At 71.1% G+C, this 12676-nt stretch carries 13 protein-coding genes; 6 read left to right on the top strand and 7 right to left on the bottom strand.

What is annotated here, in order from left to right; all coding sequences use genetic code 11:
• Positions 1–17: 17 nt before the first annotated feature.
• Positions 18–557, bottom strand: a complete 540-nt coding sequence (locus tag G3I60_RS34760; protein WP_138354494.1) for a TetR/AcrR family transcriptional regulator — start codon at positions 555–557, stop codon at positions 18–20.
• Between the two features lie 7 nt (positions 558–564).
• Complete coding sequence (locus tag G3I60_RS34755) at positions 565–1260, bottom strand: type 1 glutamine amidotransferase domain-containing protein (RefSeq protein ID WP_164297139.1); 696 nt, start codon at positions 1258–1260, stop codon at positions 565–567.
• Positions 1261–1372: 112 nt separating this feature from the next.
• Between G3I60_RS34755 and G3I60_RS34750 the strand changes: the two genes are divergently transcribed.
• Both G3I60_RS34750 and G3I60_RS34745 read left to right on the top strand, forming a co-directional pair.
• Positions 1373–2329: a LysR family transcriptional regulator gene (locus tag G3I60_RS34750; RefSeq protein ID WP_164297137.1), complete on the top strand. Its 957-nt coding sequence runs from the start codon at positions 1373–1375 to the stop codon at positions 2327–2329.
• 206 nt (positions 2330–2535) lie between these two features.
• Complete coding sequence (locus G3I60_RS34745) at positions 2536–4368, top strand: alpha-L-fucosidase (protein ID WP_164297135.1); 1833 nt, start codon at positions 2536–2538, stop codon at positions 4366–4368.
• A 54-nt stretch (positions 4369–4422) separates the two neighbouring features.
• On the opposite strand, the gene G3I60_RS34740 is transcribed toward G3I60_RS34745, so the two are convergent.
• The 3 genes from G3I60_RS34740 to G3I60_RS34730 all read right to left on the bottom strand — a co-directional run bounded on the left by G3I60_RS34740 (position 4423) and on the right by G3I60_RS34730 (position 8420).
• Positions 4423–5958, bottom strand: a complete 1536-nt coding sequence (locus G3I60_RS34740; protein ID WP_164297133.1) for an ABC transporter substrate-binding protein — start codon at positions 5956–5958, stop codon at positions 4423–4425.
• Between the two features lie 49 nt (positions 5959–6007).
• Entirely contained in the window at positions 6008–8041 is a 2034-nt protein-coding gene (locus tag G3I60_RS34735; RefSeq protein ID WP_239070618.1) for a hypothetical protein, read from the bottom strand.
• 208 nt (positions 8042–8249) lie between these two features.
• Entirely contained in the window at positions 8250–8420 is a 171-nt protein-coding gene (locus G3I60_RS34730) for a hydrophobic protein (protein ID WP_138354488.1), read from the bottom strand.
• Between the two features lie 171 nt (positions 8421–8591).
• Here G3I60_RS34730 and G3I60_RS34725 point away from each other — a divergent pair, with 171 nt between their 5' ends.
• The 4 genes from G3I60_RS34725 to G3I60_RS34710 all read left to right on the top strand — a co-directional run bounded on the left by G3I60_RS34725 (position 8592) and on the right by G3I60_RS34710 (position 11370).
• Entirely contained in the window at positions 8592–9470 is an 879-nt protein-coding gene (locus G3I60_RS34725; protein WP_138354487.1) for an RNA polymerase sigma factor SigF, read from the top strand.
• Between the two features lie 110 nt (positions 9471–9580).
• Positions 9581–10342, top strand: a complete 762-nt coding sequence (locus G3I60_RS34720; protein WP_164297131.1) for a L,D-transpeptidase — start codon at positions 9581–9583, stop codon at positions 10340–10342.
• Between the two features lie 116 nt (positions 10343–10458).
• Entirely contained in the window at positions 10459–10905 is a 447-nt protein-coding gene (locus G3I60_RS34715) for an ATP-binding protein (protein ID WP_164297129.1), read from the top strand.
• A gap of 168 nt (positions 10906–11073) precedes the next feature.
• Positions 11074–11370 (top strand): hypothetical protein, encoded by a 297-nt coding sequence (locus G3I60_RS34710; RefSeq protein ID WP_203674641.1) that lies wholly within the window; start codon positions 11074–11076, stop codon positions 11368–11370.
• Positions 11371–11425: 55 nt separating this feature from the next.
• On the opposite strand, the gene G3I60_RS34705 is transcribed toward G3I60_RS34710, so the two are convergent.
• Positions 11426–11941, bottom strand: coding sequence for a hypothetical protein (locus G3I60_RS34705; protein ID WP_203674639.1), 516 nt, complete (start codon positions 11939–11941; stop codon positions 11426–11428).
• Positions 11942–12033: 92 nt separating this feature from the next.
• Positions 12034–12675 (bottom strand): hypothetical protein, encoded by a 642-nt coding sequence (locus G3I60_RS44770; protein ID WP_203674637.1) that lies wholly within the window; start codon positions 12673–12675, stop codon positions 12034–12036.
• Position 12676: the final 1 nt, after the last annotated feature.

Here is a 12676-nt window from a genome sequence, read left to right as displayed (position 1 = left end):
CGGGGTCGGCCGGGACGTCAGGACGGCAGCCCGGCCAGCAGGGCGTCGGTGGCCGGGCGGAGCAGCCGCGCACCGTCCTCGGTGGCTTCCAGTCCGATGACCAGGGCGAGGCAGATGTCGGCGGCGTCGGCCGGGTCGGGCGGACCCGTGCCCGCTTCGGCGAACACCCCGATCAGCAGGGCGCGCAGGTCGGCGGTGAAGCCGTGGCAGATGTCGCCGAACAGCCGGGCTTTCTCGTCGAGCAGTTCGGCGGTGTGCGGGGAGTCCCCGGCGAGTTCCAGCACCAGGTCGAGTTTGGCCGCCAGGATGCCGCGGATCCGTTCCGGGGCCGGGGCGTCGGCGGCCGCCGCCCGCCGGGCCCGCTCAAGCGCCCGGATGTGCAGGCGCTCGGCGAGCCGGCGGAAGGCGTCGTCCTTGCCGCGGACGTACTGGTAGACCGCCGACCGGGACACCTCCATCGTGGAGGCGATGTCGTCCATGGTGGTGCGCCGTACGCCGTACCTGGTCAGGCAGGTGTAGGTGGCGTCGAGCACCTCGGTCAGCCGGTCGGTGGGCATCGTACGGTCAGCCCAGCGCCTTGAGGAGCTCGGCGGCGAGCGGCACGGACGAGGCCGGGTTCTGACCGGTAATCAGGTTGCGGTCGACGACCACGTACGGCGCCCACGCGTCGCTCTCCTGGAAGTCCGCGCCGATCTCGACGAGCCGGTCCTGGAGCAGCCACTTCGCCTTGTCGGCGAAGCCCGCCTGGGTCTCCTCGACGTTGGTGAAGCCGGTCAGCCGGTAGCCGGCGAACGGCGAGGTGCCGTCGGGGCGGGTGGCGGCGAGCAGCGCGGCGGGGGCGTGGCAGACCACACCGAGCGGCTTGCCGGAGTCCAGGGCGGCGGTCAGCAGCCGGCCCGAGTCGGCGTTGACGGCCAGGTCCTCCATCGGGCCGTGGCCGCCCGGGTAGAAGACCGCTTCGTAGTCGGCCAGTTCGACCTCCTCGAGCTTGACGGGCTTCTTCAGGGCGGTCATCGCGGCGAGCTCGGCGACGATCGCGTCGGCCGCCTCCTGGCCGCCGTTCACCTCCGGCGCGAGGCTTCCCCGGTCGACCGTGGGGACGACTCCGCCGGGGGTGGCGATCACGATCTCGTGGCCGGCACCGGTGAAGGCACGGTAGGGAGCCACGGCCTCCTCGGCCCAGAATCCGGTGGGGTGCTTGGTGCCGTCGGCCAGCGTCCAGTGGTCGGCGCCGGTCATCACGAACAGGATCTTTGCCATGTCACATCTCTCGGTGGGGGCGACGGTCCGACATTCCGTACGTGGAGTGTCAGATCGCTGTCGATCTCGAACGTAGGCCGCCGATCCATCGAAATCCAATAGAATCACCACCATGAGCCATAGGAATCCCGATGGATCGGAGCTACCAGGCCCGGGGCCCGTACCCGCTCCCCTGGACCTCACCCTGCTGCGGACCTTCCTGGCCGTGCACCGTGCCGGCTCCTTCACCGCGGGAGCGAGGCTGCTCGGCCTGTCGCAGCCGACGGTGACCGCCCAGGTGCGGGCCCTGGAGGAGCGCCTGGGGCGTCAGCTCTTCGACCGGCTGCCGCGCGGCGTCGCGTCCACAGCGGTCGCCGACCAGCTGGCGGCCGATGTCTCGGCACCGCTGGACGCCCTCGCGGGGATCACCGGCCGGGACCACTCGGACCGGCGGATACCCGCAGAGCCGGTGCATCTGGCCGGGCCCGCCGAGCTGCTCTGCCTCCGGGCGCTCCCGGCGCTGGCTCCGCTGACCGGCGAGGGAGTGCGGCTGCGGATCACCACCGGTCTCACCGACGACCTGCTGGAAGGGCTCCGCGCCGGCCGCTACGACCTCGTCATCTCGACGGTCCGGCCGCGCGGCCGCAGCGTCACCGCCGTCCCGCTCATGGACGAGGAGTTCGTCCTCGTCGCGGCACCCTCCTGGGCGGAGCGGATCGGCTCCGGCGCCGTCGCTGCCGAGGGACCGGCCGCGCTGCGCGCCGCTCCGCTGATCACCTACGCGGAGGACCTGCCGATCGCCCGCCGCTACTGGCGCCATGTGTTCGGCACCCGGCTGTCCGCCCAGGCCGCCATCACCGTCCCGGATCTTCGCGGCGTTCTCGCCGCGGTCGTCGCGGGAGCCGGTGTCACCGTCCTGCCGCGCTACCTCTGCGCCGCCGAACTCGCCTCCGGTGCCCTCGTCGCACTCCTCGAACCCGAGGACCCGCCCATCAACACCGCCTACCTCGCCCAGCGCCCCGGGTCCGGCGAACTCCCGCATGTCGCGCTGGTCCGCGACCAGCTGCTGCGGGCGGGGCGTACCTGGTAGCCACCCACCAAAGATTGGATGACTTCCCGCTTCATGTGCGGGCGAGTGGTGGGGAATTGCCGTGGAGCGGCGTGTATCCGGCAACTTCTCTTGACGGTTGTCGTCAACCACCACTAGACATCGGATGAAAGCTTCGCGTTCTGTCATAGCCCTGCCATCGTTCTGTCCAGCGAATGAGCCCTGTCCCCGCATCAACGGAGATGCCCATGAGCCGCTCAGCACGCACCCTCCACCTGGCACTCGCCTTCGTGGTCGCCCTGGTCACAGCCATCGGCCTGACCGGCGGCCCGGCCACCGCCGCCGCGACCCCCACCGCCGCGCCGGCCGCCGCCGGCCCCGGCACCAACTACGCCTACGACGACCCCTTCACCAGCGCCCGCACCCAGTGGTGGCGCGACGACCACTTCGGCATGTTCATCCACTACGGCGCCTACTCCCAGCTCCAGGGGACGTACACCCGCCCGGACGGCTCGGTCTGCCGGGACGCCGAGTGGATCGAGCGCAACTGCGCCATACCCAAGGCGCAGTACGAGGACATCGCCGCACAGTTCAACCCGGCGTCCTTCGACGCGAACGCGATCGTGAAACTGGCCAAGGACGCGGGCCAGCGCTACATCGTGCAGACCGCCAAGCACCACGAGGGCTACGCGATGTGGCCGACAAAGGTCAACACCTGGAATCTGCGCGACCACTCGTCGTTCAGCAAGAGCCGCGACATCCTGGCCGAGATGAAGGCCGCCGCCGACTCCCAGGGCATCAAGTTCGGTCTGTACTACTCGATCTGGGACTGGCACAACCCGAACTTCACGGCCGACTTCCCGCAGTACAAGAAGGACATGTACGCCCAGCTCAAGGAGCTCGTCGACAACTACCACCCGGCGGTGCTGTGGTTCGACGGCGAGTGGACGACCGACAACCCGACGAACCCGTGGTCGACCGCCGACGGCGAGGCGCTGCAGACCTATCTGCACGGCCTGGACCCCAACCTGGTGATCAACAACCGGGTCGACAAGCGCCGGGTCGTGGACGGCGACTACGGCACTCCGGAGCAGGAGATCCCCTCGGCCCCGGTCGGCGGGCAGCTCTGGGAGTCCTGCATGACCCTCAATGACCACTGGGGGTACGCCGGTTACGACACCAACTGGAAGTCCGCGACCACACTGACCCGTAACGTCGTCGACATCGCCTCGCGCGGCGGCAACTACCTCCTCAACATCGGCCCGGACAAGACCGGCGCGGTGCCCTCGGGCGCGGTCGACCGGCTGCGCTCGATGGGCTCCTGGCTCTCCGCCAACGGGCAGGGCGCCGCGGTGTACGGCGCGGGCGCGGCCAGGAACGTGGCCACTCCCGCCTGGGGAGCCGTGGCCTCGGCACCGGGCAACAAGCTGGAGGCGTCGGTCTACACCTGGCCGGGCGCCGGCAAGCCGCTGCATCTGAAGGCCACCGCGCCGCTGACCATCACCGGGGCGCGGGTGCTGGGCAGCAGCCAGCAGGTCACCGTGAAGGCCGCGGGTGACGGCTACGACATCACACCGTCGGGAGCGGCGGTCAACGCGACCGCCACCGTCATCGAGCTGACCTACGCCCCGCCGCAGCCGGCGAACGGTACCGGCACCGGGCTGACCGCACAGTACTGGGACAACACCTCGTTCAGCGGGGCGCCGAAGGTGACGCGGACCGACCGGACGATCAACTTCGCCTGGCGCTACCTCGGTTCACCGGACCCGGCCGTCCCGACCGACAACTTCGCGGCACGGTGGACCGGCTCCGTCCAGCCCCGCTACAGCGAGACGTACACCTTCCTGACCGTCTCCGACGACACGGTGCAGGTCTGGGTCGACGGCAAGCCGATCATCAGCAACACCACACCGCACGATGCCGCCGTCAACACCGGCACCGTGACCCTGCAGGCCGGAAAGAAGTACTCGATCCGTATCGACTTCACCGAGCGCACCGGCGAGGCGGCCATGAAGCTGCTCTGGTACGCGCCCGACGAGGCACAGCGCATCGTGCCGGCAGGTCAGCTCTACCCGTCCTGACCGCACGACCGGGTGCGGCGGGCACCATACCGGTGGCCGCCGCACCCGTCCCCCTCAGTCCTTCGGCGGAATGAACGGGGTACCGGTGCGCGAGGAGACGGCGAGGGTGTGGACCTTGCCGTCGGCACCGATCTCGATGACGGGTACGGCCTTGTCCGTCGGAGAGCCGTCATTGGCGAAGGAGATGTACCCGCTCGCCCCCATCACCGCGTCGACCCCGTGCAGCGACTGCCAGATCTGGATCATCTGCGAGCCGGTCACCCGGCCATTGGCTCCCGGGGAGCGCCCCACCGTACGGGCACCCTTGACCGCCGCACTGACCGCGTCGTAGCCCATCATCGCCTGGCCGTCGTCGAGCCCCTCCAGCGGGAACGTCGCATGGTAGTAGCCGTGCTTGCCGAGAACGGCGACGTCGTCCCGCACCGCGGCCGAGTACGCGTCGGGGCGCCTCTCCCAGGCCTCGGGGTGGGCGAGACCGGTGTACAGCAGCCGGACGGTGCCGCTGCGCAGGGTTTCCTTGATCTCGTCGAAACCGGCGGCCTGGGCGGCCTGCGAGGCATCGTCGCCGGAGAGCACGATGAGCTTGCGGGCGGAGCACGGCCGGTTCTTGAGCGGCGCGAGGAAGCTCGGCAGGTTCACCCCGCGCCCGGCGAAGTAGATGACATCGGGCTTGACCGCGCACAGGTTCGCCATCCGGGTCGCGAACGCGGTGGCGACACCTTCCTGCGAGGAGTCGTACTGCTCGACCTGGCCGACCAGCCGCTCCTCCGGGAACGCCGCCAGGAACGCCTTGCCGAGGGTGCGGCTGTACTGGTCGTCCGGCCGGGCGTCCTGTATCACCATCACCTTCAGCGCGGAGTACGGCGGCTGCTTCAGGAACGAGGCGGCGGCCGCCGCCTCGTCGGTGTTGGTCGGGGCGGCGCGCACCAGTCCCGGAATCCCGGCGAGCGTGTCGGCGGAGAGGACGGAGCCGACCGCGCCGAGCTGCAGCCCGCCGGAGTCCGTGTTGCCCGTCACCTTCCCTATCATCCGCGCGGTCGCGTCCGTACTGGTGCCGAGCCCCGCGACGGCCACGATGTGCTGCGGGCCCACCCGGCTGCGGATCTCCTCCAGCGTGGCGTCCCGCTGCTCGTCGGTACTGCCGCAGTTGGCCAGCAGCAGCCGGATACGGGGGACGTCGCCTCCGCCGAGCGTGTTGTTCTTCTCGTACAGGGCCGCGTACGCGCCCTGGATCTCGTGCCGTACGGAGTCCGGGGTGTTGGTGTCCTTGGGGCCGGGGACCAGGGACATGAGGTAGACGATGCTGACGAAGGAACGGTTGTCCTGGTCGACCGCGGCGTTCTGCGTGCGGATCAGGTCGGAGACCGCCGCCAGGTTGTCGGAGAAGTGGAACGAGCCGTCCGTCACCCCGACGCAGCTGCGGTCGGCCCCGACGTGTCTGACCCCGTCGGCGCACGAGGTGTCCTCCGGCCACAGCGTCCAGGTGAGCGTGCCACCGACGAGTGCGAGCACCAGCACGGCCAGCACCACGTTCAACGGCCACCGCATCCACAGATGACGGCCGGTCACCCAATGGCCCCGGGTCGACATCACGCGCTCCTCCTCAGCAGGGATCGATCGGACGGACCGGCTTCGGTCCTCAGTCGGTGAACCGGGCGGCCTCGTCCAACAGCGTGTCGGTGTCGGCGTCCGCCGCCAGCGCCAGCTGCCGGAACATGGCGCTGATCTTGTAGTTGAGTTCGGGGCGGCCCGGTGGCAGCCGGTTACGGGGATCGCCCGCGAGCCACAGGGCGGCCGCCAGCTCGGCCAGCGGACGGCCGGTGACCGGATCGGCGTACGCGGCCGGCGCGTGCTCACGGGCCAGCTGTCCCGCGTTGTGCGACGGCTGATCGTCCGTGAGCTGCGCGCGGTGCATCGGGGCCGCGGTGACGTGATAGAGCTCGCGCAGCCACGGCACCGCGTCGGCGGCGCCGAAGCCACGCGCGAAATGCATGACCACCGTGTCGAGTTCGTTGAGTGCGAGCCGGTGGTAGAGGGCGTCCAGCGGACGGCTGAGCCGCTCGTGCCACGCACACAGCGCCTGGTGCGCGTGCTGCCAGGCGGCCGGTCCGCCGGCCGGAGCCGGCCGCCCGGCGAGTTCCTCCAGCAGCAGCAGTCGCAGCCACGGGTGCAGGACCGGGCGCTCCTCGGGGGCACCGGGCGCCACCAGATAGCCGGACGGGCCGCGTCCGCCGCGGGTGTTGGCGTCCTCGGGGATGGGCGCGAACAGCCACAGCTGGTTGCGCAGTTCCAGCATCACGGTGTCCCGGGCGTGCTCGGACAGCTCGTTGAGCAGCCCGGAGTTGACGGCCGCCGCCGGGGTCCTGGCGGCGGCGACCGGTACGGCGGCGGCCCGCTGGTCGATGGTCAGCCCGTCGAGCAGGTAGTCGCGGACGACGGCGCCGAGCGGCGGCCTGCGCACCGGATCGCCGCCGTCCCGGGGCACCGGGGTGTCCAGCAGGCCGTACAGATCTCGGTCGGAGACGCCCGCCGCGAGCAGCCCGCCGATGGCGGTGTGCACCTGCTGGACGCTCCAGGGGTGGCCGTAGGTGAGCCGGTGCACCAGCGGGGTGGCACGGGCCAGCCGGGTGGCGTGCACGGGATGGCGTCCCGCCTCGAGCGACACCTCGACCTCGTACAGGTCACGCAGCCGCACCGGATACCACCAGTCGGCGGGCGGGGCGTCGGTGCGCGGCCGCCAGTCGGCGTACGAGGCACGGTCGGCGACCTGGATGTACGGGTCGCCGGGCCGTCCGTCGGCGGGGCCGGGCACCGCGCGGGTGGTGGCACTCGTCGCCACGATCAGCAGCGGGTCGTACCTGCCCGGCTGCGACACCGCGTGCTCGGCGCGCAGCCGTACCAGCAGGTCCAGGAAGCGGGTGCCGTGGCTGTGGTCGATGTTGTCGAGCAGCACCAGGCAGTTGTGGTCCCGGCGCGCGTGCCCGTACGCGGCGCGCAGATCGGCGAGGAACGCCTCGCACAGCCGCCGGTCCACCGCCTCCCGGTGTTCCTCCGCCGTGCTGCGGCTGCGCAGGTTCAGCTCGACCAGTTCGTCCATCGCGGTGGGCGGCCCGAGCGAGCCGTACCAGTGGTACGTCTGGTTGAGGAAGGTGCGGGTCGGCATGTACTCGAACCCGCGCAGCAGCACGCCGATGATCAGGTCGGTGCCGGGGATCGGCGACAGGCCGAGCGAGTCGACGATCGAGCTGATCCCCTCGCCGGCGTCGACCGCGGCGCCGCGGCTGCGGGCCTGGCGTAACGCCTTGCGCAGTTCACGGGTGGCCTGTTCCCGGTCGGTCAGCGACAGTTCGGGCTGCACGGCGAGCAGCCCGAGCAGCAGCCGCGGGAAACGCAGCGGCTTGATACCGGTGTGCTTGCGCGCCAGCAGGAACGCCAGATGCACGGCCACCTCGTACGGCCGCTGTTCGTCCGCCGCCGCGAAGTCGACCCGGGCGGCGGGGGCCCCGCGCGTCACCGCCTCGAAGTGGTCGAGCGCGAACGTCTTGCCACTGCCGGGCCGTCCCAGCAGGGCGATCAGCGGCAGTGCGCGGTCCTGTGCCCGGGGCGGCCGTGACCAGCATTCATGCACCAATGCGTCGATCTCGCCCAACCCAGGGGGCGGCGCCTGCACCATGCCCGTCCCCCTCGCGGTGCGCGTGATCGCGGAGACAGCATCGTGCCATGAAGAGCCTTGCGGGGCATGGGCTTTGACCGTTCCCGGATACACCCAGTGCCCATCCGGGCACGGCGAGTACGGCAGGGGGCCCGGCAGTTGTCACTGCCGGGCCCCCTGCCGTACGTCTACCTGTGCGGGTACTCGTTGGTCACCTCGTGCGTCACGGCTACCAGCGGTACCAGCGGCCACGGCTGCCGGATGCCCCGGTACCGCGCATCACGAAGCCGAGCAGCCAGACCACCAGGACGATCACCGCGACCCACCAGAGGATCTTCAGGGCGAATCCGGCGCCGAAAAGAATCAGCGCGAGCAGTAGGACCAGAAGCAGTGGACCCATGGTTATCAACCTCCTGACCAGCGCATGCCCTCAGGTGAACCGCTCATGCTTCCGGATTTCCGACCTCTCTCGGAGAAGCCGTGGGCCCTTGGCAGGCATGGGATGCGGGATCCCGGGCAGACGGAGTGTCGTCGGGACCGGCGAACGCGAATCACAGGGAGATACGACCTCATGGGCGCAGCAGCCAGGGCACAAGGCATATCGCGCACCGCCGTCGCGCCGGGTACGGCGCCGGAAACGGTGCCGGAGCTGCCCTGGGTGGAGGACGCCGGCAAGGTCGCCCCGACCGACGCACGGGCGCTCTCGAAGATCTTCTTCGATCAGCTGCAGGTGCTCGAAGAGGGCACGCACGAGTACCAGTACGCGCGGAACACCCTGATCGAGCTGAACATGGCCCTGGTGAAGTTCGCCGCCCGGCGCTTCCGCAACCGGTCCGAGCCCTTCGAGGACATCGTCCAGGTCGGGACCATCGGGCTGATCAAGGCCATCGACCGCTTCGACCTGTCACGCGAGGTGGAGTTCCCCACCTTCGCGGTGCCGTACATCATCGGTGAGATCAAGCGGTTCTTCCGCGACACCAGTTGGGCCGTGCACGTTCCGCGCCGGCTGCAGGAACTGCGGCTGTCGCTGGCGAAGGCCATCGACGAGCTGTCCGCCGGGCTGGACCGCTCCCCCACCACCGCCGAGCTGGCCGCCCATCTGGACCTGACGACCGACGAGGTCGTCGACGGCCTGATGGCCAGCAACGGCTACACCGCCGGATCGCTGGACATGCCCGCCTCCGAGGACGACGAGCGGGGCGGCGGCCTCGCCGACCTGATCGGCGATCTCGACCCCGCCATGGCGGGCGTCGAGAACCTGCAGACGCTCAAGCCGCTGGTGGCGCAGCTCAACGAGCGCGACCGCCGCATCCTGCAGATGCGCTTCGGCGACGAGTTGACGCAGGCCCAGATCGGCGCGGAGCTCGGTGTCTCGCAGATGCACGTCTCCCGGCTGCTCAGCTCGGTGCTGGCCAGGCTGCGCGAGGGCATGCTCGCCGGCACCTGCTGAGCCGGGTGCCGCCGGAACATGTCCTTCCGGGCCGCGTCCGTCGAACCGTCGCCGACCCGGCCGGCCGAACTCGTGACGCCGGCGCCCCGATGTCGCTCTAGAGTGATCCGATGGGACTCACACACCTCGGCGGGACCGCTGTCGGACGACGCGTCATATCACTCAGGTCCCGCTCGCGGCGGGCCGCCGCGGTGGCCGCGATCACCGTCTGGGCCGTCACCGGCACCCTGCTCGGGTCGGTACCGGCCCACGGTGCGGCCACTCCCCCGCCCCGCTTCCCGGTGCCGGTGACGGTCGGTTCCGCCCACCAGGTGATCAGCGTGCAGGCCCACGGTTCGTACGCGACCGTCATCGCCTGGCAGCAGACCGGCGCCATCTGGATCAAGAAGTACGTGACCACCGGCGCGCGGGTCGGCTCGCACGGCATCACCGACGGCGCCACGCGCAAGCAGGGTACGTACACGACACCCAGCGGCACCTACACCCTCACCCAGGGCTTCGGCGTCGACGCCAACCCCGGCACCCGGATGCCGTACCACCGGGTCACCGCGGCGGACTGGTGGGTGGAGGACCCGGACTCCCGCTACTACAACCGGATGCGCCAGGCCGCGCAGGGCGGCTTCCCGCTGACGGAGGCCGGCGACCACGGCAGCGAGCACCTCGTCAACTACCCCGTGCAGTACCGGAATGCGCTGGTGATCAACTTCAACACCAACCCCGCGGTTCCGGGCCGCGGCGCCGGGATCTTCCTGCACGCGCTCGGTCCGAAGGCCGGGCCCACCGCGGGCTGTGTCGCGATTCCGCAGAGCGTCCTCACCAATGTGCTGCGCTGGGCCGACCCGGCGCAGCACCCGGTGATCGCGATCGGGTGACCGGCGGCCTGCTCTGCCGACCGGCGGTTTGCTACTGGCAGGTATAGGTCGGTGTCCCCAGGGTAGGAGAGGCCTCAGTGTTCGGGCCCGCGGGCCATCACGGCGGCAGGAGCGACATGATCGGGATCAAACGGCGTACGCCGGCCATGCCGCCGCCGGTGCAGGCCGCCACCCACCACCGGGCCGCGCACTACGACGGCTCGGTCGGCACCATCGGCGCCGCCCGCCGGCTGACGGCCGACTTCCTGCACCAGCTCGCCGCCGAGTGGTACGCCCCGGTCGGCGCGGAACAGATGCAGGACATCCTGCTGGTGGTCAGCGAGCTGGCCACCAACGCGGAGCGGCATTCCGGCGGCCCCTACCTGGTGGAGCTGGCCGGCGACGCCGAGTCCGTCCACGTCACCGTGTGGGACAGCGGCAGCACCCTGCCGCGGGTCTTCGCCCCCGATCCGCTGCGGATCGGCGGGCACGGCATGGAGATCGTGCTGCGGCTCTGCGACGGTCTGACGATGGAACTCGTACCGGTGGGCAAGCGCGTCAGCGCCCGGTTCGACCTCACGTAGGCCTGCGTCCCCTCGCCCTGGCACCGCCGGGCCTTCCGGGTCGGCACGGACGGGCGATGAGATGTTGCAGCCCCCATCACCCGAGGAGAGGCTGAGCTCGACGTCACCAGGTCTCCGTGAGCGCGGGCGTGACCGCGCCGGGCGTGGTGGACGGAAGGAGCGAGTCCTATGAGGGTCATGCTGAGGGCGCATCTGGACACCCAGGCCGGGAACGCGGCGTTCAAGAGCGGCAGGCTGGGACAGGTCATGGAGCAGCTGTCGGAGCTCCTCAAGCCCGAGGCGGCCTATTTCGGCCCCAGCGAGGGCGACCGGTCGTGCACCTTCGTCTTCGACATGACGGACAGTTCGCTGCTGCCCTCCATCGCGGAACCGCTCTTCGAGGAACTCGGCGCGAGGATCGAGATCCAGCCGGTGATGAACGGCGAGGACCTGCAGAAGGGGCTTGCCGCGGTACGGAAGGGCTGAGCACCCGGGCGGCCGCCCGGGACAGGTCCGGGCGGCTCGGGGGCGATGCTCGCGCCTACTGCCCGCGGCGGCGCCGGTAGTAGGAGAGCGTGACCACGCCGAGCAGCGGACCCCACAGCAGCAGGGGCGCGTAGCAGGCGTCCATCACCACGAGGGCGAGTCCCGTCGGCGCTCGCTCCGCGCCTCCGAAGCCCTTCGCGTTGGGGATCGACAGCAGCATCAGGGCGATCGAGCCGAGCGCGGCCGGGATCACCGCCGCGAGCGGCGGGACCCGCCGGCCTCCCACGACCGGGATCCAGCGCGGAACCGTCTCGCCCCAGGGCCTGACCAGTCCCAGGGTGAGCATCGTCAGTCCTTCGATGCCCAGGCCCATCACGACGCACACGACGCTGAACCAGCCGGGGGCTCCCAGGCCGGTGGTGTCGAAGCCCACCGGGATGCCGAACCCCATCGTGATCCGCCATATCCCGGACGGGACGGCGGTCAGTGCCGCGACCTGCGCGGCGACGACCACCCATCGGGCGGGAAGCGGGCTGCGGCGGACGGCTGCGGGAATCTCGTGAGTGACCATGTGACCAGACTGTCCCGACGGCCGCCGCACCGGATCATGCCCGGGAACGGACCCCGTCCCCCGCGCGGGGGACGGGTGCCTCGCACCCGGCGTCAGGCGGAGGGGCCGGCGCTTCCGGTGGGAGCACCGGAGGGGCGCTGCGGGAGCAGGACCCGGCAGGTCTGGTAGGCCTGGGCCGTCTTGGGGTCCGAGGTGTTGAAGCCGCGCGGGCCGCCGCTGCCCGGGGACGCGGAGGGCAGCACGACGCCGTGGTCCTTCAGACAGCTGGTGAAGGCCTTCATCGCGGTGCTGTCGCCGCCGAAACCGCCCCGGTTCCCGCCCTGGCCGCCGGTCTTCGGTCGCAGGGACGCGCAGGCCTGCATCGCCTGCTGCCGGGCCGGATCGGCGGAAGCGCCGCCACCCCCGAAGCCGCCGAAACCGCCACCGGGCCGGCGGCTGCCCCCGCCGGCTCCCGGCGTGCCCTTGCCGCCTCCCGGCCGCGCGCTGCCGCTCGGCCGCGTCGGCAGGGTGACGCCGTGCTGCGCGAGGCACTGGCGGTAGGCGTCCATCCGGGCTGCCCCGGACGCCGACCCGGAGGCGGACGGCTTGGCCGCGGCGCTCGAAGCGGCCGAGGAGGAGCAGGCGGCGAGCAGCAGGACGCCGGAGGCGAGAACGGCGGCCGCCGCGGCGGCCCGGAGGGCCGGTCGCGCGGTGGACGGCCGAGCGGTGGACGGCCCGTCGGTGGTCCAGGTCATG

Origin of the sequence: Streptomyces sp. SID13666 (assembly GCF_010548325.1) — a bacterium.
Lineage (GTDB): Bacteria > Actinomycetota > Actinomycetes > Streptomycetales > Streptomycetaceae > Actinacidiphila > Actinacidiphila fildesensis.
This window is presented reverse-complemented; position numbering and strand designations above follow the sequence as displayed.

Coding starts and splice junctions, on each gene's coding strand:
- G3I60_RS34760 (WP_138354494.1), bottom strand. CDS start 557: ATGCCCACCGACCGGCTGACCGAGGTGCTCGACGCCACCTACACCTGC.
- G3I60_RS34755 (WP_164297139.1), bottom strand. CDS start 1,260: ATGGCAAAGATCCTGTTCGTGATGACCGGCGCCGACCACTGGACGCTG.
- G3I60_RS34750 (WP_164297137.1), top strand. CDS start 1,373: ATGAGCCATAGGAATCCCGATGGATCGGAGCTACCAGGCCCGGGGCCC.
- G3I60_RS34745 (WP_164297135.1), top strand. CDS start 2,536: ATGAGCCGCTCAGCACGCACCCTCCACCTGGCACTCGCCTTCGTGGTC.
- G3I60_RS34740 (WP_164297133.1), bottom strand. CDS start 5,958: ATGTCGACCCGGGGCCATTGGGTGACCGGCCGTCATCTGTGGATGCGG.
- G3I60_RS34735 (WP_239070618.1), bottom strand. CDS start 8,041: ATGGTGCAGGCGCCGCCCCCTGGGTTGGGCGAGATCGACGCATTGGTG.
- G3I60_RS34730 (WP_138354488.1), bottom strand. CDS start 8,420: ATGGGTCCACTGCTTCTGGTCCTACTGCTCGCGCTGATTCTTTTCGGC.
- G3I60_RS34725 (WP_138354487.1), top strand. CDS start 8,592: ATGGGCGCAGCAGCCAGGGCACAAGGCATATCGCGCACCGCCGTCGCG.
- G3I60_RS34720 (WP_164297131.1), top strand. CDS start 9,581: ATGGGACTCACACACCTCGGCGGGACCGCTGTCGGACGACGCGTCATA.
- G3I60_RS34715 (WP_164297129.1), top strand. CDS start 10,459: ATGATCGGGATCAAACGGCGTACGCCGGCCATGCCGCCGCCGGTGCAG.
- G3I60_RS34710 (WP_203674641.1), top strand. CDS start 11,074: ATGAGGGTCATGCTGAGGGCGCATCTGGACACCCAGGCCGGGAACGCG.
- G3I60_RS34705 (WP_203674639.1), bottom strand. CDS start 11,941: ATGGTCACTCACGAGATTCCCGCAGCCGTCCGCCGCAGCCCGCTTCCC.
- G3I60_RS44770 (WP_203674637.1), bottom strand. CDS start 12,675: ATGACCTGGACCACCGACGGGCCGTCCACCGCTCGGCCGTCCACCGCG.